The 18,244-nt window shown below is 66.7% G+C and carries 15 protein-coding genes and 1 pseudogene; 8 read left to right on the top strand and 8 right to left on the bottom strand.

The window, feature by feature from the left end; genetic code table 11:
• Together B0F77_RS14530 and B0F77_RS14525 are read right to left on the bottom strand one after the other, a co-directional pair.
• A pseudogene (locus tag B0F77_RS14530) lies at positions 1-611 on the bottom strand (lysophospholipid acyltransferase family protein); the annotation flags it as partial.
• A 24-nt stretch (positions 612-635) separates the two neighbouring features.
• Entirely contained in the window at positions 636-974 is a 339-nt protein-coding gene (locus tag B0F77_RS14525; RefSeq protein WP_086663414.1) for a hypothetical protein, read from the bottom strand.
• Between the two features lie 501 nt (positions 975-1,475).
• Here B0F77_RS14525 and B0F77_RS14520 point away from each other — a divergent pair.
• Positions 1,476-2,399: a GNAT family N-acetyltransferase gene (locus B0F77_RS14520; protein ID WP_086663413.1), complete on the top strand. Its 924-nt coding sequence runs from the start codon at positions 1,476-1,478 to the stop codon at positions 2,397-2,399.
• Here the strand turns inward: B0F77_RS14520 and B0F77_RS14515 are convergent.
• Positions 2,349-3,908: a sodium:solute symporter gene (locus B0F77_RS14515; RefSeq protein WP_086663412.1), complete on the bottom strand. Its 1,560-nt coding sequence runs from the start codon at positions 3,906-3,908 to the stop codon at positions 2,349-2,351. The two genes, B0F77_RS14520 and B0F77_RS14515, sit on opposite strands and share 51 nt — an antisense overlap.
• Positions 3,896-5,023 carry an anhydro-N-acetylmuramic acid kinase gene (locus B0F77_RS14510; RefSeq protein WP_086663411.1) on the bottom strand — a complete coding sequence of 376 codons (1,128 nt, stop codon included), beginning with the start codon at positions 5,021-5,023 and terminating at the stop codon, positions 3,896-3,898. The genes B0F77_RS14515 and B0F77_RS14510 overlap by 13 nt, the downstream gene beginning before the upstream one ends.
• A 114-nt stretch (positions 5,024-5,137) precedes the next feature.
• On the opposite strand from B0F77_RS14510, the gene ftsY reads away from it, so the two are divergent.
• Positions 5,138-6,433: a signal recognition particle-docking protein FtsY gene (gene ftsY / locus B0F77_RS14505; RefSeq protein WP_086663410.1), complete on the top strand. Its 1,296-nt coding sequence runs from the start codon at positions 5,138-5,140 to the stop codon at positions 6,431-6,433.
• Between the two features lie 228 nt (positions 6,434-6,661).
• On the opposite strand, the gene B0F77_RS14500 is transcribed toward ftsY, so the two are convergent.
• Positions 6,662-7,411, bottom strand: a complete 750-nt coding sequence (locus tag B0F77_RS14500; RefSeq protein ID WP_086663409.1) for an IclR family transcriptional regulator — start codon at positions 7,409-7,411, stop codon at positions 6,662-6,664.
• A gap of 76 nt (positions 7,412-7,487) precedes the next feature.
• Between B0F77_RS14500 and aceB the strand changes: the two genes are divergently transcribed.
• The 3 genes from aceB to B0F77_RS14485 all read left to right on the top strand — a co-directional run bounded on the left by aceB (position 7,488) and on the right by B0F77_RS14485 (position 10,684).
• The gene (gene aceB / locus B0F77_RS14495) at positions 7,488-8,972 is read left to right on the top strand and encodes a malate synthase A (protein WP_245848150.1); all 1,485 of its coding nucleotides are present in this window, start codon (positions 7,488-7,490) and stop codon (positions 8,970-8,972) included.
• Positions 8,972-10,141, top strand: a complete 1,170-nt coding sequence (locus B0F77_RS14490; protein WP_086663407.1) for a DUF6986 family protein — start codon at positions 8,972-8,974, stop codon at positions 10,139-10,141. The genes aceB and B0F77_RS14490 overlap by 1 nt, the downstream gene beginning before the upstream one ends.
• A 75-nt stretch (positions 10,142-10,216) precedes the next feature.
• Positions 10,217-10,684, top strand: coding sequence for an Imm1 family immunity protein (locus tag B0F77_RS14485; RefSeq protein WP_086663406.1), 468 nt, complete (start codon positions 10,217-10,219; stop codon positions 10,682-10,684).
• Positions 10,685-10,717: 33 nt separating this feature from the next.
• Here B0F77_RS14485 and B0F77_RS14480 read toward each other — a convergent pair whose 3' ends face one another.
• Positions 10,718-13,927, bottom strand: coding sequence for an NACHT domain-containing protein (locus B0F77_RS14480; RefSeq protein ID WP_143466724.1), 3,210 nt, complete (start codon positions 13,925-13,927; stop codon positions 10,718-10,720).
• Between B0F77_RS14480 and B0F77_RS14475 the strand changes: the two genes are divergently transcribed.
• Positions 13,926-15,227: an FAD-dependent oxidoreductase gene (locus tag B0F77_RS14475; RefSeq protein ID WP_086663404.1), complete on the top strand. Its 1,302-nt coding sequence runs from the start codon at positions 13,926-13,928 to the stop codon at positions 15,225-15,227. The two genes, B0F77_RS14480 and B0F77_RS14475, sit on opposite strands and share 2 nt — an antisense overlap.
• Here B0F77_RS14475 and pucL read toward each other — a convergent pair.
• Positions 15,154-16,032, bottom strand: a complete 879-nt coding sequence (pucL, locus tag B0F77_RS14470; protein ID WP_086663403.1) for a factor-independent urate hydroxylase — start codon at positions 16,030-16,032, stop codon at positions 15,154-15,156. The two genes, B0F77_RS14475 and pucL, sit on opposite strands and share 74 nt — an antisense overlap.
• 3 nt (positions 16,033-16,035) lie before the next feature.
• The gene (uraD, locus tag B0F77_RS14465; protein WP_281252513.1) at positions 16,036-16,557 is read right to left on the bottom strand and encodes a 2-oxo-4-hydroxy-4-carboxy-5-ureidoimidazoline decarboxylase; all 522 of its coding nucleotides are present in this window, start codon (positions 16,555-16,557) and stop codon (positions 16,036-16,038) included.
• Between the two features lie 84 nt (positions 16,558-16,641).
• On the opposite strand from uraD, the gene B0F77_RS14460 reads away from it, so the two are divergent.
• Positions 16,642-17,388, top strand: coding sequence for a hydroxypyruvate isomerase family protein (locus B0F77_RS14460; protein WP_086663401.1), 747 nt, complete (start codon positions 16,642-16,644; stop codon positions 17,386-17,388).
• On the top strand, positions 17,385-18,242 hold the full coding sequence (locus B0F77_RS14455) for an NAD(P)-dependent oxidoreductase (RefSeq protein ID WP_086663400.1): 858 nt from the start codon (positions 17,385-17,387) through the stop codon (positions 18,240-18,242). The genes B0F77_RS14460 and B0F77_RS14455 overlap by 4 nt, the downstream gene beginning before the upstream one ends.
• The last annotated feature ends 2 nt before the right edge of the window (positions 18,243-18,244 follow it).

Raw genomic sequence — 18,244 nt, 5'->3', positions numbered from 1 at the left:
CGTCCAGTCGGGCCGCCTCTTCCGGCGTGGGTGCGGTGCCGCCGAGGTGCCGGGGAGCCCACCACGCGCCCGGTTCGGTCGGGTAGGCGGCCTGGGCGGTGTCCAGCAGGTCCTGCATCCGCTTGCGCAGCAGACCGTCGCCGGAGTCGCCGGGAGAGGCCTCGAACGGCTCGCCGATGAGAATGGTGATCGGGATGTGCCGCTGGGTCAGGTCCTTGGGCCTGCCCTTGGTCCACAGGCGCTGGGTGCCCCACAGCGCGACGGGGATGAGCGGAACGCCGGCTTCGTGCGCCATGCGGTTCGCGCCGGACTTGATGTCCTTGACCGTGAACGAACGGCTGATGGTGGNNCCGCGCTCCGGTCGACGGGGATGTGATGCATGCCGCGCATGAGCGGGCCTGCGATCTTGTTGGCGAAGATCTCGTGCTTCGCCATGAACCGCGTGAGGCGCCCCGACGGTCGCGCGCCGTAGCCCGCGAANNGTTCGACGCCAGCACGGCTCCACCTGTGCGCGGGACGTGGTGCGCCCCTTCGACGGTGATCCGCATGTCCAGCACCTTGAACATGAGCTTCGCTGCGGCGATCACCGGGGGATATACGCGATCCGACATGCTTCCGAACGGTAGTCGGAAAGACTACTGACCGGTAGCGGCCCTTTCGTTGTCTCGGATGACCCTCGGCACACCCGCTAGGTCCTCGTCGTTGCACAGCAGCTTGAGGTCGTAGTACGGGTTGCCCTTGGTGTCGTCGTAGTCGAGATGAACTGCGATGACGTCCACGGGTTCGCCCAGCCAGTCCTGCGTCTGCCGCAGCCAGGCGGCGGCACGTTCGAGGGCAGTGGGCAGATCATCGTCTCGGAATTCGACCGGCCGATACGGAACACCCTGGACACCGTCCCGGTTGTTCGGCGGCAAGGGCAGGTCGACGGCCACCCCGGATTCGTTGAGATCGAGTTGGATCGTTTCCTCACTCACTGTAAAAGAGTCCCCCACCCTCACCAGCCCTGCAAGCCCGAATCTGGGTGTGGTCCCGGCGGCGGTGTGAGTGTCATCTCTTCAGGAACGCGATCTCCCGCCTCAGCTTGGTGATGCGGTCGTGCGTGGGCATGAGCACGAGCGACAGAGCCGCGTGCAGCTCCTCCAGTTCCTCGATCGCGCCTTCGACGTCGCCGGTCCGGTACCGCAGGTTGGCAAGCAGTTGCCTGGTCTCCAGCGTGTCGTCGTGCTCGGNNTCGAGCGGACGTCCAGCGTCCGGGGGTGGTCCGCACCAGCCTCGTCCGAGAGGTCCTTCACGAGTGCCCTGAACTCGGTGACCGCGCCCCGGAAGTCGCCCGCGTGGGCCTTGGCCTTGGCCAGGTCGTTGCGCGTCCTGAGCTCACTGGGCAGGTCGTCACCGATCTGGGTGGACATCCACGCCATTTTACGCGTCCGAAAACTCCCTCGCGTCCGGCCGCCGCGGGAGCAACCATTCCTTCTATGTACGACATCCGTTTCGCCGAACCTGGCGACCTCGGCGCCACGATGGCGCTGCTGGTCCGGCTCCAGGCCGACAACGCGCACCACATCGGCTACCTCGGTGAGACAGTCGATGAGCTCCGCGCGGAGCTCGCCGAGTTCGAGCCCAGCTGGGCCGACTGCACGGTGGTGGCCGTCGACGCCGACGACAACATCACCGGCATGCTCAGCGTGGAGATCGACCCGGAGCTGGGCCGCGCGTGGCTGCACGGGCCGTTCGTCGACGTACCGGTCAACCACCCCGCGGGCAGCCGCATCTGGGATCAGACCGCCGACGCGATGTTCCGGCGCGCCACCGAGCTCCTCACCGGCGTCACCGACCTCGAGCTGTACGGGCACACCGCCCACCGACGACTCGCCGCGTTCGCCGAACGCCACGGCTTCTCCGCCGGCAAGGCGAGCGCCATCCACATACTCGACAACGGGGATCTGCGCACGTTGCTGCTGCGGGACGCGAAGTGTCCCAGCGAACGTGAGATGCGTGTCCTCCCGACCGATCGGTTCGTGCACGAAGCCGTCGCGGTCCTGCACGAACGATGCTTCCCGCGGACGTACCTGTCCGGCAAGCAACTCGTCGAATCCAAACCGGAGACCCGCACGGTCGTCGTGGCCATGGACGGCCAACGCGTGCTCGGGTACGCCGCGGGCAAAGCCCAGCCCGAGGAGTACTACGTCGATTTCGTGGCCGTCGAACCCGATGTTCGCGGCCAGGGCGTGGGCGTCGCGCTCGTCACCGAACTGCTGTGGAAGCTCGCGGCGGACCACGGTGCTCGACCGCAGGCCGCCGCGTCGATCTACGCGGGCAACGAGTCCTCGCAGAGGATGTTCGAACGCCTAGGCTTCCGACTTCACATCGAGCTCGTCGCGTACCGGCACACCGCGTGAATGCCGCACTGACAGCAAGCCACCCACGAGCAGCGTGACCGCCACCCCCAGCGGCGTGTTCCACCAGCCGGTCAAGGACTTCAGGTCGGCTGTCGCCTTGCCGAAGTTGATCGTCGGCGTGCTGCCGGCGAACTTGACTCCGAGAATCACGAAACCGACGACCAGCACCGTCGTCACGAACGCGATGATCGCGTCCACCTGGGTGACGCGCTTGAAGATGAGGCCGAGGAGGAAGGCCCCGAGCAGCGCGCCGTAGGTGTAGCCGGCGATGCCGAGCGCCTGCACCACGATCGGGTCGGCCGTGGTCTTGTTCGAGGAGGCGAACAGACCAGCGCAGACGATCAGCAGGGCAGCCCAGACGAGAGTCCACACGCGGCCGTGGCGCAGGCGTTCGTCGTCGGTCATCGGGGTCTTGCGGATGCGTTCGTAGATGTCCGTGACGGTGCTGGAAGCCAAGGCGCCCAACGACGACGACAGCGCGGCCGCGAGGATGCCGGCGATCACGAAGCCGGACAGGCCGCTCGGCAGGTCGTTGACGATGAAGTGCGCGAACAGCTCGTCCTTGTTGTTGAGCTTCAGGTCCTTCACCGGGTCGACGCCGTTGTAGAACGCCCACATCATCACGCCGATGAACAGGAAGAACGCGAACTGCAGGAACACCACGAAACCGGAGGCGATCAACGCCTTCTGCGCCGACTTCACGTCCCGCGTGGCCATGAGCCGTTGCACGATCAGCTGATCCGCGCCGTGCGAGGCCATCGACAGCAACGCGCCGCCGAAGAACGCCGCGATGAACGGGTACGCGCCGGTCAGCGGTGACGAGGTGAAGTCGAAGATCTGGAACTTGCCGACGTCGGCGGCCTTGCCGAACCAGCCGTCCGGCAGCTGACCGGCCAGCACCCAGACGACCACGACGCCGCCGAGGACGTACCAGAGCATCTGGATGGCGTCGACCCACACGACCGCACGCGCGCCGCCGAAGAAGCTGTAGAACACCATCGCGATGCCGAGCGCGACCACGATCGCCCAGTACGACGCGGTGATCCCGTACTCGGCGAGCACGACCTTGATCGGGATAGCCGTCGCGAACAGCCGGATGCCGTCCGCGAGCAGGCGGGTGAAGAGGAACGTCACGGACGCGGTGGCGCGCATGCCGTTGCCGTACCGCTTGCCCAGGAACGCGTAGGCCGTGACGAGGTCACCGGCGATGTAGCGCGGCAGCAGCACGAAGCTGACGATGATCCGGCCGACGATGTAGCCGAGTGCGAGCGTCAGGTACGTCATGCCGCCCTGCGCGGGCGTCGCCATGTAGGCGATCACCGGCACGCTCAGGACGGTGAGTGTCGAGGTCTCCGCGGACACGACCGACAGACAGACGACCCACCACGAGATGCGCTTCTCGCTGACGAAGTAGTCGGTGGACGACTTCTGCCTGCCGCCGATCCACGTGCCGAGCAACGGCATGCCGACGAGGAACAGGGCGATGATCGCCAGATCTAGTCCGCGCACTTCGGTTCCCCCACTTTCAGCTTGGTCACCGCGGTGGTGACGGGCTCCGGCAGCCGGAGCGGCCCGCTGCCGGGCGTGATGCTGCCGAGCAGCCGCGGCCCGGACGCGCCGGTCGCGGACGGCGTGTTGCCCGGAATCCCGTGCCACGTCAGGAAACCGAGCAGTGCGGCGAGGTAGGCCTCCTTGCCGTCGCGCGGCAGGCCCAGTGAGTCGCTGATCTGCAACGGGATCGGGTCGAGCGCCTTGGTGAGCGACTCGACGAGCACCGGGTTGCGCATCCCGCCACCGGACGCGACGACGGTGGTCGCGTCGTGCGCGCGGCAGGCGTCCGCGATGGTGCGGGCGGTCAGCTCTGCCAGCGTGCGCAGCATGTCCTCGGCCGGGACCGTCGGGAACCCTTGCAGGTACTCGGCGTTGAAGTGTTCCTTGCCCGTCGACTTGGGCCACGGTTTCGCGTAGTACGGGTCCGCGAGGAGCTTCTTGAGGATGTCTTCTCTCGTCTGGCCTCTTTTGGCGAACTCGCCGTTGGTGTCCTGGCGTCTTTGGCCGTTGGAGATGACCTCCATGACGGCGTCCATCAGCGCGTTGCCGGGCCCCGTGTCGTACGCGATCGGCGGGCTGCCCGGTCGCACGACGGTGATGTTCGCGATGCCGCCGATGTTCAGCGCGACCGCGGGGGCGTCACCGGCCAGCCAGAGGGCGTCGAGGGTGCTCGCCAGCGGTGCTCCCTGGCCTCCCGCGGCGACGTCCCTGACCCTCAGATCCGCGACGACCGGCACGCCGGTCCGCTCGGCGATCCACGCGGGCTGCCCGAGCTGCAGCGTGCCGAGACAGTCGCCGTCCTGCACCTCGTGGTGGACGGTCTGCCCGAGCGAGCTGATCAGGTCGGCCGGCAGGTACCCGGCGGCGACTTCTCCGAAAGCCTGCCCGAGGGAGGTGTCGAAGGCGCACACTTCAGCGAGGTCTTTCGGTTTCTCGAGCAGGTCCTTGGGGAAGGGGTGCTCGGCGTGCTGCACCGGCACGAGCTCGACCACGTCACCGCTGACAGACAGGTCGGCGACGGCCACGTCGATACCGTCCATCGACGTGCCGGAAATCAGTCCGATCACCCTCACGACGTGTGGTCTATTCCACACCGTGGTCGGACGCAAGAGCTTTGGTGAAATCTTCGCCTAAATGAGCAATATGTGGTTGACAGGTCACATGCGGGCCTGTGAAACCATGAGCCCGTGCCCACGTCTTCCCTTGTCCTGATCCTCGTCGTCGTGGCGGTCGTGCTGATCGCCGCGCTGGTGACCGGCGTGGTGCTGACGCGTCGCCGTCGCATCAGCCTGACCCAGAAGGAGGAGGCGCCGCGCCCCGGCGGCTACCAGGCCTCGTCCGGCTTCACGCTGACGCCGGCGGCACCGGAAGCCTCTGAGGCCGAGGCGGTGGCGGCGGCCGAGGTAGCGGACACCGCGCCGGTCGAGCACCCGGTCGTCGACCGGACCGAGGTCGACGGCCAGCCAGGGGTCGGGGACGACGCCTCCGTGCCGCGCGACTCGGTGAAGCGCGGCTTCGTCGAGGTCGACCTGCCCGTCGAGGCCTCCGAGGTCGAGGAGATCGAGCCGACCGCGGGCCGGCTGGAGCGGCTCCGGGGGAAGCTGTCGAAGTCGCGCAACGCGTTCGGCACGTCCTTGCTGGGACTTCTGGGCGCCGGCGACCTGGACGAGGACTCGTGGCAGGACGTCGAGGACACGCTGCTGATCGCTGATCTCGGTGCGGCTCTGACCACCGAGATCGTGGAGACGCTGCGCTCGAAGATCGCGTCCTCCGGGGTGCGGACCGAGGCCGAGGCCGCCGCGCTGCTGCGCTCGGTGCTGGTGGACGCTCTCGGGCCGAAGATGGACCGGTCGTTGAAGGCCCTGCCGCATGCGGGGAAGCCCGCTGTGTTGCTCGTGGTCGGTGTCAACGGCGTGGGCAAGACGACCACCACCGGCAAGTTGGCTCGGGTCCTGGTGGCCGATGGGCGGACGGTGCTGCTCGGGGCCGCGGACACGTTCAGGGCGGCTGCGGCTGATCAGCTGGAGACCTGGGGCAAGCGGGTCGGGGCGGAGACCGTGCGGGGGCCTGAGGGCGGGGATCCGGCTTCTGTCGCTTTTGAGGCGGTCAAGCGGGGGATGGAGACCGGCGTTTCCACGGTGCTGGTGGACACGGCTGGGCGGTTGCACACCAAGAAGGGCCTGATGGACGAGCTTGGCAAGGTCAAGCGCGTCGTGGAGAAGCAGGCTGTGGTGGATGAGGTTCTGCTGGTGCTGGATGCGACCACCGGGCAGAACGGGCTGACTCAGGCTCGGGTGTTCGCTGAGCAGGTCGACATCACCGGGATCGTGCTGACCAAGCTGGACGGGACTGCCAAGGGTGGGATCGTTTTTCAGGTTCAGCGGGAGTTGGGGGTGCCGGTGAAGCTGGTTGGGCTTGGGGAAGGGGCTGACCACTTGGCTCCGTTCGAGCCCGGCGCCTTCGTGGACGCGCTGCTCGGCTGACCTGGCCGAACGCGTCGAACGTCTCCGCCCGTGCTTGCTGATGGCGTCTGCAAGTACCACCAACTCATGATCGAATCGCCTGTAACTACACCCAACCTGTTCGGCACTCGTCGAACAGGTTGGGTGTAGTTACGAGCCTGTTGATGTTGGGTTGGTGGTACTTGCAGACGCCATAGCGGGCGGCCTGGGTGAGCGTGCGGGCGCCTTGCGAGGGCGGGCGCGGCCGGGTCAGCCGGTTGTGGCGGCCTGGTCTGCGAGTTTTTTCGCCACTGCCAGCACTTCCGGGAGGATGCGGTTCACCGCGTCCTTGGTCAGGCGTCCCTCTGGGCCCGACACCGACACTGCGGCCAGGGTTGGGCCGCCGACTACCGGTACCGCGATGCAGCGGACGCCCAGTTCCTGCTCGGATTCGTCCAGGGCGTAGCCGCGTGCCGCGATCTCGTCCAGGGAGTCGAGCAGTTCGGTCGGGTCTGTGATCGTGTTCGACGTGTAGGCGGGCAGGCCGGTGCGGTCCAGCAGTGCGCGCACGTCGTTGCGGGGGAGTTGCGACAGCATTGCTTTGCCCACGCCGGTGCCGTGTGGCAGGAGGCGGCGGCCTACCTCGGTGAACATGCGCATCGAGTGTTTTGAGGGGACTTGGGCCACGTAGACGACCTCGTCGCCGTCCAGGACGGCGAGGTTTGCGGTTTCCTCCACCGAGTCAACTAGTTGCGAGAGGAACGGGCGGGCCCAGGTGCCGTATTGGCGGGAGGCGGTTTCGCCCAGGCGGATCAGGCGGGAGCCGAGGGTGTAGCGGCGGTTGCTGTTTTGGCGTACGTAGCCCAGCGTCACGAGGGTGCGGATGAGACGGTGGATCGTGGGCAGGGGTAGGCCTGAGGTGGTGGCCAGTTCGGAGAGGGAGGCTTCGCCGCCTGCGTCGGCTAGGCGTTCTAGCAGGTCGAACGCTCTTTGCAACGACTGCACGCCACCTGTCGACACGTGCGACTCCTCTCGTTGCAGTTCCGCAATGCAAAAACTATAGTCCACACAGCAAAACCGAGAGAGGTGGATCCAGGTGCAGGTCCTCACTGACGGGGCTCTTGAGTTCGTTGCGCAGCTGCATGAGGCGCACGCCGCCCGCCGGGACGAGTTGCTCGCCCTGCGCAAGGAGCGGCGGCCTCTCGGGTTTTTGGCTGAGACCCAGCACGTTCGGGACGGGGAGTGGCAGGTCGCCGCGGCGCCTGAGGCGTTGCGGGATCGGCGGGTGGAGATCACCGGGCCCACCGAGCGGAAGATGACGATCAACGCGCTGAACTCTGGTGCGAAGGTGTGGCTGGCGGATCTTGAGGACGCGAACACGCCGCACTGGGACAACGTCGTGCAGGGGCAGGTGAACCTGTACGAGGCGGCGCGCGAGACGATCGAGTACACCTCGCCGGAGGGCAAGGAGTACAAGCTCAAGGGTGGGCCCTACCCGACGATCGTCGTGCGGCCGCGCGGGTGGCACCTCGACGAGCGGAACCTGCAGTTCGGTGGCAAGAACGCGGTGGGTGCGCTCGTGGACTTCGGGTTGCACTTCTTCCACAACGCCGAGTTGGGGCAGCCCTACTACTACCTGCCGAAGATGGAGTCGCATCTTGAGGCACGGCTGTGGAACGACGTCTTCACGACGGCGCAGAAGCTGAAGGGCGTGCCGCACGGCACGATTCGCGCGACGGTGCTCATTGAGACGATTCCGGCCGCGTTCGAGATGGAGGAGATCCTCTACGAGCTGCGTGACCACGCGTCGGGGCTCAACGCTGGTCGGTGGGATTACCTGTTCAGTGTCATCAAGTACTTCCGGGACGCCGGCGCGGACTACGTGCTGCCGGACCGCAACAGCGTGACGATGACGGCGCCGTTCATGCGCGCGTACACCGAGCTTCTGGTGAAGACGTGTCACAAGCGCGGGGCGTTCGCCATGGGTGGCATGGCGGCGTTCATCCCCAACAGGCGTGACCCGGAGGTCACGGAGAACGCGTTGCGCAAGGTTCGTGAGGACAAGACGCGTGAGGCGACGGACGGGTTCGACGGGTCGTGGGTGGCGCACCCGGACCTGGTGCCGATCTGCCGCGAGATCTTCGACGGGGTGCTCGGGGACAGGCCGAACCAGATCGACAAGCAGCGGCCCGAGGTCGAGGTGACGGCCGAGCAGTTGCTGGACTTCAAGTCGGCGGGTGGCGCGGCCACGCGGGCCGGGCTGGAGTCGGCTGTCGACGTCGGCGTGCGGTACATCGCGTCGTGGCTTGGTGGCAACGGGGCGGCGGCGATCCACAACCTCATGGAGGACGCGGCCACCGCGGAGATCAGCAGGTCGCAGATCTGGCAGTGGATCAACAACAAGGTCGTGCTCGACGACGGCACGCAGGTGACCGCCGACGCGGTCCGGGACGTGCTGGCGCGGGTGGGTGGCGAGCTGGAGGGTCCGCACGTCGCGGCGGCCGTCGAGCTGTTCGAACAGGTCGCGTTGTCCGAGGACTTCGTCGACTTCCTGACGCTGCCGGCGTACGAGCGCATCTGATGTACGAGACTTCGCTGTCCCCCGACGACGTGGCGCGGGTGACCGCGCGGTTGTCCACTGTGGAACGCAGCTGGCCGGTGGGTCGTCAGCCCGTGCACACGTGCTACGTGCCCGCCGGTCGCATCATCGGGTCCACGATCGGCGACTGGGGCAGGGAGGCGCTGGAGTCGATCGAGCCAGAGCTGCTCCCGGAACTTCCGGACGGCGTGCTCGAACGGGTCGAGGCCAAGTTGCGCCGGGAGCCGATCGAGGACCTGCGGATCGACTTCGAGGACGGCTACGGCGCGCCCGAGGACGACGTCGAGGACATGGACGCCGAGAGCACGGCGCACCTCGTGTCCCGCTGGCTGGAGCAGGGCGTCGCACCGCCGTCGTTCGGGGTGCGCATCAAGTCGTTCGACACCAAGGCGTTGCGCGAGCGCGGACTGCGGACGCTGGACATCTTCCTGACAGCGTTGGGAGAGGTTCCGCCGGGTTTCGTGATCACCTTCCCGAAGGTGACATCGGTCGACCAGGTCGAGGTGTTCGGCGAGGTGCTCGACCTCTTCGGCAAGGATCTGAGGTTCGAGATCCAGGTGGAGACCACCCAGTCCATCGTGGACGGTGAGGGGCGGCTGGCGATCCCGCGGTTCATCGAGGCGGGGCGCGGCCGGGTGACAGGGCTGCACTTCGGCACGTACGACTACACGGCGGGTTGCGGGTTGTCCGCGGCGCAGCAGCACCTGGCGCACGGCGCGTGCGATTTCGCGCGGCACGTCATGCAGGTTTCCGCTGCCGGCACGGGTGTGCGGCTGTCCGACGGCTCCACGAACGTGCTGCCCGTCGGCGACCAGAAGCAGCACGGCTGGGACACGCACTACCGGCTCGTGCGGCGATCACTGGAGCACGGTTTCTATCAGGGCTGGGATCTGCACCCGGTACAACTGGTGACACGATATGCGGCCGTTTACGCCTTCTACCGCGAGGGATTGGACGCGGACGCCAGTCGGCTGAAGTCCTATGTGCAGCGCGTCTCAGGAGGCGTTCTGGACGAGCCGGCGACTGCCGAGGCGCTGTCGTCATTCTTCCTCCGTGCGGTGGACTGCGGTGCACTCGATCCGGTGGAAGTGCAGGTCGCGACGGGTCTGGACGAGTCAGCTCTGCGAGGCCTTGTCGCACGATCGGTCTGACCGGGTCATCACCCGTTCGTGTGGTTCTGTCAATGGGTGTCGAATGTTCCCGGCAATGGGTGCAGGGTGGCTCGCATGAGCATGCGTGCCGGGCTCTGGACCGGGCTACCCGACCTCGACGCGGCGGAGCACAAGTACCAGGTCGTCGCGTGCGAGGCGGATGTGGACACGTTGATCAGGCTCCTGGGCAGGCCTGAGTGCAACGACGGATCGCTCGACCACTTCGGGAGGGCGCTCACCGCCGAGGGCGATCCCGACCACAACGTCGTGCTCGCCGTGCGCGGCGGGTGGGGCTACATGTACTTCGTCGACAACACCTTCATGGGCTGGCCGAAGGGGTCGGCGGAAGCGCCGTACGTCAACGAGAAGTACACGGACTTCCCGCCCGGCGTCGGTGTTCCACTCGACCTGTACCGGCAGCTGCTGATCGAGTTCATGACGACCGGCGAACGTCCGGCCGGGGTGGACTGGTACTCCGAGGCGGACCTCTTCCACTCGTGGCGTGACCAGCAGATGTCGTTGCGCGGTACGGAGAACCGCTGACCTCGGGCCAGTGTGGACTACCTGATGTCGATCTCAAGGTGACAGTGGCTGCGGGATCAACACCAGGTCGGCGCGGTATGACTCGTTGGTGGAAACGACTGCGACACAGGTCTTGACGCTTTCGGCAGCCGTGTTCCTGGTTCCCACCGCCAGAGCGCATTCCTCGACGATCGTCGAGGACCGGTCGTCGAAGTAGTAGAGCGATATCCGTGGCGGGCGTTTCGTCAGCCGGTTCAGTTCGACCGCATCGGCCTGGCTCACCAACGCGGTCACATGGCCGCAGTCCGCGATGCTGGTGAGCAACGCTTCTGAGACGTGCACCTGCCGGAGGTCGAGTTTCGAGTTCTTGGCACGAACGTGTTCCACCGCCGAGCAGGTGGTCGAGTCGGTTGGTGAGGGACCCAGCCACTCCGAGACCTTGCTCTTGGCGAACTCACTGGCTCGTTCGTACAGACCGGCGTCCTTAAGCCCGATGATCTCGGTGGAGCCGGACTTTCGCGACCACTCGATCTCCAGACCCACGGCGGCGTAGCTGCGAGTTTGGACCAGTCCGTGACGGTTCCTGCTCGTCGTGGTGGCGTCCAGATACAGGTCGACCAATTCGGCGGCTTCCTTGTCCTTACCGCTTTCCAGGTCGGCGAACACGAAGTCGATGTCGATCGAGCCCTTGGTCGTCCGTTGGGCCGCGGCCACCCCCACCAGGACGTCGTGCCACTCGGCCACGTTGATCAGGTCGAACTCCCCGAAGACCGACACCACGCCGTGGCCTGCGTGGTCTGTGCTGCCGAGCGCGCCAGGCGACGGTGCCAAGATGTCGGCCATCAGCCGTGCGTCCGCGGGATCGAGTTGCGGCCGCCTCCACTCGTGGTCGTCCATGTACGCGAAGCACGCGGTTTCCTCGCCTGCCTTCGCACGTTGCATTGGTGCGGTGATCTCGGCACGTCGTGCGCTGTCGCAGTCTTTGGGTCTTCCGGTCAACGCCACGCCTGTGACGAGGACGAGCAACATTGCCGCAGTCCCCAGCACGACGATGCGCACGAACGGGCGATGGTGCAGTGGCGGGCGATTCACCGCCTGCCCCACTAGTCGAGCCTGGAGCAGCACGTGCCCGAACTCGTAGGCAATGCCGATACGGCGCAGCAGGCCCAGTCGTGTGGCGTCGGCGACGAATCGTTCCAGCCGCCAGGGCAGCCGTCCGGAGCGGGCCAGCTTCAACCTGGCCGCCAACAGCCGAGGCCAGGCCCGAGTCGACGCCGTCATGAGTGTGACCAGGATCCCGATGAGCGCACTCATCTCAGCCAGCACGTTCCAGCTCAACGGCCACGACACGTAGCTGGTCAACGGTCGCAGCCGCAGGTCGATAACCGCAGGCAGATCCAACGCGGGGACGACCCATTGCCCGAAGTAGGTCCCAAGCGGTGTGACGACGGTGGCCGCGAATATGCTGAGCGGACCGACGACCAGTCCTGCTGCACCTGCTGCCAGGAAGGTCGACGCTCGCTCCCGTTTGAGCAGGTCCCGCGCGGCGTATGTGGTGTGCTTGGCCGTCGCTCGGTCCACCAGCATCTCGTGCAGTCCGATGCCCAGGCCGCTCACCAGTGCCAGCGCCAACAGGGTGCAGGCCATCGCCGATGTTTTCGGGTATCCCTTGCCCCCAATCAGGTCCGAAAGTGATGAAACGATCACCACGAGGAGGCCGGGTATCAGCACTGTGAGGAAACCGATGGTCATGCCACGGCTGAAGCCGTGCAGCTGACGGTCTGTGGCGGGACGAACTTTGCCAGGTTGCTCACGCAAGGTACCCAGCCCGACCGAGGCGAAAAACGCGCCGAGGCACAACGAGAACAGCGGGATGGAATCGGCGATGTACGATGCCGCCCTCGACGAGAAGGTCAAGTCCAGCCACCACACCGCGGCAACGATGACGAGAGCCTTCCCCAAAGGCCCGACGTCGGTGACGCGGAAGGCCACCTTCCACCAGGTGATGTCTCGTTCGCGCTGTGAGTGCATTTGCTCGGCGAGGTAAGTGAGCCATTTCCTGGCCTTGGCCGCCGTCCACCTACCCCATGGCGCCTCGCTGGGGAACGCGGTGTCCAGACGTAGGTCGACGAGGTGGTCCTCGACCGCGTGTCTGCTGGCGAACTTATTCCTGTCGAGCAGTTCACCGGGGTCGCGTTCCTGGTAAACGGCCGTGAAGAGCGACAGCATCAGCGGCGTTCGCAACGTTAAGGCGACGTGGCCGTTCGGACGGTTTTGGATGTGACGCACGATCTTGCGCCACGTAGGTACGCCCTTCAGTTGGGCGACCAGATCCGCGACGGCCACCTGCTGAACCTCGATGGCGGGTGCGCGCAGCAACGCGGGTGACCCACCGGTGAGCATCTCCTCATACTCAGCGGTGCGGCAGGTGACCACGACCGGCCGGTCGCCTGTCAGCGTGTCGTTGATCCGCCGGACGGCCATGCGCCTCAGGTGTTCGGGCAGTTCGTCGAGACCGTCCAGCACCGGCAGTATGCGCCGGGCTGTCAACAACGTCCGGGGCGTTTGCACAGCGCTGCCGTAGTAGCTTCCGGCAATGCTGCGGACGATCCATTCGTCCAGGTTGTCGTCCACCACGGGGTCCCATGACGACAACGACAGGAACACCGCGATCGGGCCGCTCCCGGTCCATCGGCGCAGCAGGCCCACCGTGAGTGTCAATGCGAGGAAGGTCTTGCCCGCGCCCGGTTCGCCGAGGACGACCATCCGCTTCTTGCCGGGAAGCGCCTCGAAAGCCGTGGCGAGTTGCCGCGCCGCTTCGTCGAGATCACCCGCCAACCTGCCGTCGAACGCCGCTTCGCCGTTCTCGCCGTGGTTCTTCCACTCCAACGGGATGGTCTCCGAGTGAGGAGAACTCCGGAGGCGGCGCCGGATCTCGGGTTCCCACTGTTCAAGCATTCTCATCCGCAGGTCCGCGGTTGCCTCGTCTTCTTTGGGCAATGGCTCCTGTTTGCGGGCGCGATCGGCGATGAACAGGTAGAACGTGACAAGTGCGATGATCCCGGAAACGATGCCCAGGACAGTGTTGCTGTCCTGGATCGAGAATCTCGCCAGGATGACGGTCAGGACGGCACCGATAAGCAGACCGAGGATGCGAGTGAGCCCGAGCAGTCCGCGTTGTGACCGGCCGGGTTCCGTCATGCCCTGCTGATCGCCGCTGCGATTCGTGTTGTTACGGCTCGTTTCGGGGTTCAATGGACCCATGAAGGCCGTGGTGATAGGTGGGGGAATCGCCGGCTTGCTCGCCGCTCGGGTGTTGACCGAGACGTGCGACGACGTGGTGGTCCTGGAACGCGACAAGCTGTCTGACGTGCCCGAACCTCGGGCGGGGGTGCCGCAGGGCAGGCACGTGCACGGGTTGCTCGTGCGCGGCGGCGAGATCATGGAGGGGCTGTTCCCCGGTCTGCACGACGAGCTCGTGCAGGCGGGCGCGCACCTGATGGACGCGGGGGAGATGCGGATCCTCAACCCGCTGGGGTGGGTGGCCTCGACGCGGACCGGGCTGCCGCTGCTGGTGGTGAGCAGGCCGTTGCTGGAGACGCACATCCGGCGCCGGGTGACCGCGAAGATCGTGGACAACGTGCACGTCACCGGGCTGTCGTTCCGTGGATCCACTGTGGACGGCGTGCTGACGAGGGACGGCAGGGTCGACGCCGACCTCGTGGTGGACGCGTCCGGCCGTTCGTCGAAGCTGCCCGCCTGGCTGGCGGACGCGGGGATCACGGTGCCGGAACCGGACGTGGTCGACTCGCGGACGGGGTACGCGACCAGGCTCTACACGGCTCCGCCGGACGCGCCGGTCGTGCTCGCCGAGTCGCTGTCCGCGCCGCACACCCCGCGCGGGGGCATCGTGATGCGCATCGAGGGGGACCGGGTGATGGTCACGGCGCAGGGGGCCGGTGGTGATCATCCGCCGCGGGATCCCGAGGGGTTCCAGGAGTTCCTGGACTCGTTGCGCGGGCCCATCGCCGGGATGCTCACGGACGCCGAACCCGTCACGCCCGTGTACCTGTTCGCGCGGACGGCCAGCCGTCGTCTGGCGTTCGAGCAGATGCCGGGGTGGCCGGGCGGGCTCGTCGCGGTCGGGGACGCGGTGTGCGTGTTCAACCCTGTGTACGGGCAGGGCATGACGGTCGCCGCGATGGCCGCGTTGTTGTTCCGGCGGCACAAGGACTTCAGTGCCAAGGGATGCCGGGACTTCCAGCGGAAGGTCGCGAAGGTGGCGCAGGGCCCGTGGGTGCTGTCCAGCAACGCCGATCAGGGTTGGGTGGACAGCACCGGCGCGGCTCCTGGGCCGATCATGCGCGCTTTCGGCTGGTACATGAAGAAGTGGCAGGTGGCGTTGACGCACGACCAGGACATCTTCGCGCGCTTCGTGCGCGTGGTGCACCTGGTCGCCTCGCCTGCCACGCTCATGAACCCGGTGGTGTTCAGAAGGCTGGCAAAGTACTCCAGGCGAGACCCGCGTCCGGCGCGTCGTCCCGGAGGATCGAGCCCTCGATGAGGCCGTACGGGCGGTCGGCGGCGTAGAAGACCTCGTTGTCGTTCTCCAGCCCGAACGCGCTGAGGTCCACCAGGAAGTGGTGCTTGTTCGGCATGGACAGGCGTACCTCGGCGACCTCGGGACGAGCCTGGAGAACGGCCTCGCCCATCGCGTAGAGGGTCTGCTGCAACGACAGGGAGTGCTTGTCCGCGAACGTCTTCAGCATGATCGACCGGATCTCGGCGAACGACTTCGCCCAGTCCGCGTCGGTGCCGGCGTAGCGCCACCGGGCCGTCACCGACGTCGCCAGGATCCGGTCGTTGGTCTCCTTCAGCGTCGTGTACGGGTCCTTCGGATAGCCGTGGAACTCCGACCCGGTCGACTTCAGCACCACGAGGTCGCGCACGCCGGACACCACCCAGGCGGACGAGCCCTCGATGGTCACGGCCGTGGTGCGCTTCTCGTTCGAGCCTTGCACGAACGCGTGGTCGTGGCCGTCGATGCGGTCCCACGAGTGCTCGTCGATCAACACCCGCGCACCTGAGATCGCCTCCTGCGTGCCGACGAAGTGCCGGCCCAGGCGCAGCGCGAAGTCCTCGATCTCACCGACCGGCGCCTCCTTGGCGAACGCGTAGACGGTGTTCTTCTGCGTGTCCGTGGCCAGCACCTTGGCGTTGTCGCCGGTGAGGTGCGTGTCCGCGAGGTCTCCACGCAGCGACGTGCTGACGGTCAGGTCTTTGACCGTGTGCACGGAACCGTTGCGCGACACCGTGACGAGGCGGTTTTCCGCCTTCCCGTACTGGTTGGGGCCCAGGACGATGGCCATGTTTCAGCTCCCGATCAGCTTCTGCAGCCGCAAGGCGGCGATCTTCGCGAGTTCGTCGTTCACGACGCGGAGCTCGACATCCGGCGGGTTGTCCATGCGACTGGACAGGTTGTCGAGCATTTCCGCACCGCTCAGGCCGGTCGCGCACACCAGGTAGATGTGCCCGAACCGATCCTCGTACGCGGCGTTCGCAGCCGCCAGGCGATCAGCCTGGGAGCTGTCCACACCGGACTGTTCGGACCGCGACCACTTCGCCGACACCCCACCTGTCTTCTGTCGTTCGCCGATGCGCGGGTGCCCGGCGATGGCGCCGAGCACCTCCTCGTCGGAAAGTCCTTGTGCGGCAACCGAAGAAGCCGCGAGGAGAGCATCCATCGACGCGTATGGCCTGCCCGCCGCAACCGCGTCGACCCAGCGGGGTACCGCGAGGCACTCGGTGAGCAGAGGTCGCAGTTCGGCCTCCGGGGCGCTGTTGAAGCTCTCCACGGCTCTCCAAGTTTCTGTATCGCGGAATCTAACTTCCACATTCTTGACCCGGGCCAAGTGAGATGTCTAGTGTCTCCATAGAGTGAAATTGAACTTCCGCAATGTGGAAGGAACGGCTGAGAGATGTTCGACGCAAACCTGTCCATGCTCTTCACCGAGCTGCCGCTGCTGGAGCGTCCGGCCGCGGCACGCGCCGCCGGGTTCGACGCGGTCGAGATCTGGTGGCCGTTCGCGGACGCCGTACCCGAGACACGCGAGATCGAGGCGTTCGAAGCCGCCATCCAGGACGCGGGCGTGCGCCTGGTCGGCCTCAACCTCTACGCGGGCGACATGCCGGCCGGAGACCGCGGCCTCGCGAGCTGGCCCGGCCGCGAGACGGAGTTCCGGACGAACGTCGAGATCACCGTCGCCATCGCGGCCCGCCTCGGCTGCCGCACGCTCAACGCGTTGCACGGCAACTTCGAGACCACCGCGCAGACCATCTCGAACTACCGCTTCGCCGCCGACATCGCGGCCGAAACCGGGGCGCAGATCGTGATCGAACCGCTCAGCGGCGCGCCCCGGTACCCGATCAAGACCGCCCACCAGGCGTTCGAGCTCATCGACGAGATCGACCGCGGCAACGTGAAGCTGCTCGCGGACCTCTACCACCTCGCCACGAACGGCGACGACCTCGACACCCTCGCCGACCACGTCGACCGCATCGGTCACGTGCAGATCGCCGACGCTCCCGGACGCGGTGAGCCCGGCACCGGCGAGCTCGACCTCTTCGGGCATCTCGCCAAGCTCCGCGCCAACGGCTACACGGGTTTCGTGGGCGCCGAGTACAAGCCCGTCACCCACTCCTTCAGTTGGAGGGACAACGCATGACCCGCATCGGTTTCATCGGACTCGGCATCATGGGCAGCCCGATGGCGGCCCACCTCGTAGCCGCCGGGCACGACGTGACGGGCTTCGACCTCAGCTCGGCGTCCCTGGAAAAGCTCGTCGCGGACGGCGGCAAGGCCGCTTCCTCCGCGCAGGAGGCCGTGAGCGGCGCCGAGGTCGTCATCACGATGCTGCCGAACCACCCGCAGGTCGAGGCGGTGATCGACGAGGTCACCTTCGACGACGGCACGCTGCTGATCGACATGAGCACGATCCGCCCGTCCACGTCGATCGAGATCGCGAAGAAGCTCACGAACGTCCGCGTGCTCGACGCACCCGTGTCAGGTGGCCAGACCGGTGCCGTCCAGGCGTCCCTGAGCATCATGGTCGGAGGCGAGGAACAGGACTTCGCCGCCGCCAGGCCGTTCCTGGAGATCGTCGGCAAGACGATCGTCCACGTCGGACCGCACGGCGCCGGCCAGGTGGTGAAGGCCGCGAACCAGCTGATGGTCGGCGGCATCTACGCGCTGGTCGCGGAGTCGATCGTGCTGCTGGAGGCGTCCGGCGTCGACCCCAAGGCGGGCCTGGACGTGCTCGCGGGCGGTCTCGCGGCGAACCGGATCCTCGACCTCAAGCGCGAAACGATGATCGCGCGCGAGTTCCAGCCCGGCTTCCGGATCGACCTGCACCACAAGGACATGGGCATCGCACTGGACGCGGCCCGCGCGGCCGACGTCGCGCTGCCGGTCACCAACCTCATCGCCGCACTGGTCGCGGCGGGACGCGCGCAGGGTTACGGGTCGCTCGACCACTCCGCGCTGCTCAAGGTCATCGAGAACTTCGCGGGAAGGGCCTGACA

The sequence above is a fragment of the Lentzea kentuckyensis genome (assembly GCF_002150765.1).
Taxonomy (GTDB): Bacteria; Actinomycetota; Actinomycetes; order Mycobacteriales; family Pseudonocardiaceae; genus Lentzea; species Lentzea kentuckyensis.
The sequence above is the reverse complement of the archived record's forward strand: the minus strand, read 5'-3'. Positions and strand labels throughout refer to the sequence as shown.

Excerpts from the sequence above, each read along its gene's own strand:
- B0F77_RS14460 (WP_086663401.1), top strand. The coding sequence starts at position 16,642 with ATGTTCGACGCAAACCTGTCCATGCTCTTCACCGAGCTGCCGCTGCTG.
- B0F77_RS14475 (WP_086663404.1), top strand. The coding sequence starts at position 13,926 with ATGAAGGCCGTGGTGATAGGTGGGGGAATCGCCGGCTTGCTCGCCGCT.
- B0F77_RS14520 (WP_086663413.1), top strand. The coding sequence starts at position 1,476 with ATGTACGACATCCGTTTCGCCGAACCTGGCGACCTCGGCGCCACGATG.
- B0F77_RS14485 (WP_086663406.1), top strand. The coding sequence starts at position 10,217 with ATGAGCATGCGTGCCGGGCTCTGGACCGGGCTACCCGACCTCGACGCG.
- B0F77_RS14480 (WP_143466724.1), bottom strand. The coding sequence starts at position 13,927 with ATGGGTCCATTGAACCCCGAAACGAGCCGTAACAACACGAATCGCAGC.
- B0F77_RS14490 (WP_086663407.1), top strand. The coding sequence starts at position 8,972 with ATGTACGAGACTTCGCTGTCCCCCGACGACGTGGCGCGGGTGACCGCG.
- pucL (WP_086663403.1), bottom strand. The coding sequence starts at position 16,032 with ATGGCCATCGTCCTGGGCCCCAACCAGTACGGGAAGGCGGAAAACCGC.
- B0F77_RS14455 (WP_086663400.1), top strand. The coding sequence starts at position 17,385 with ATGACCCGCATCGGTTTCATCGGACTCGGCATCATGGGCAGCCCGATG.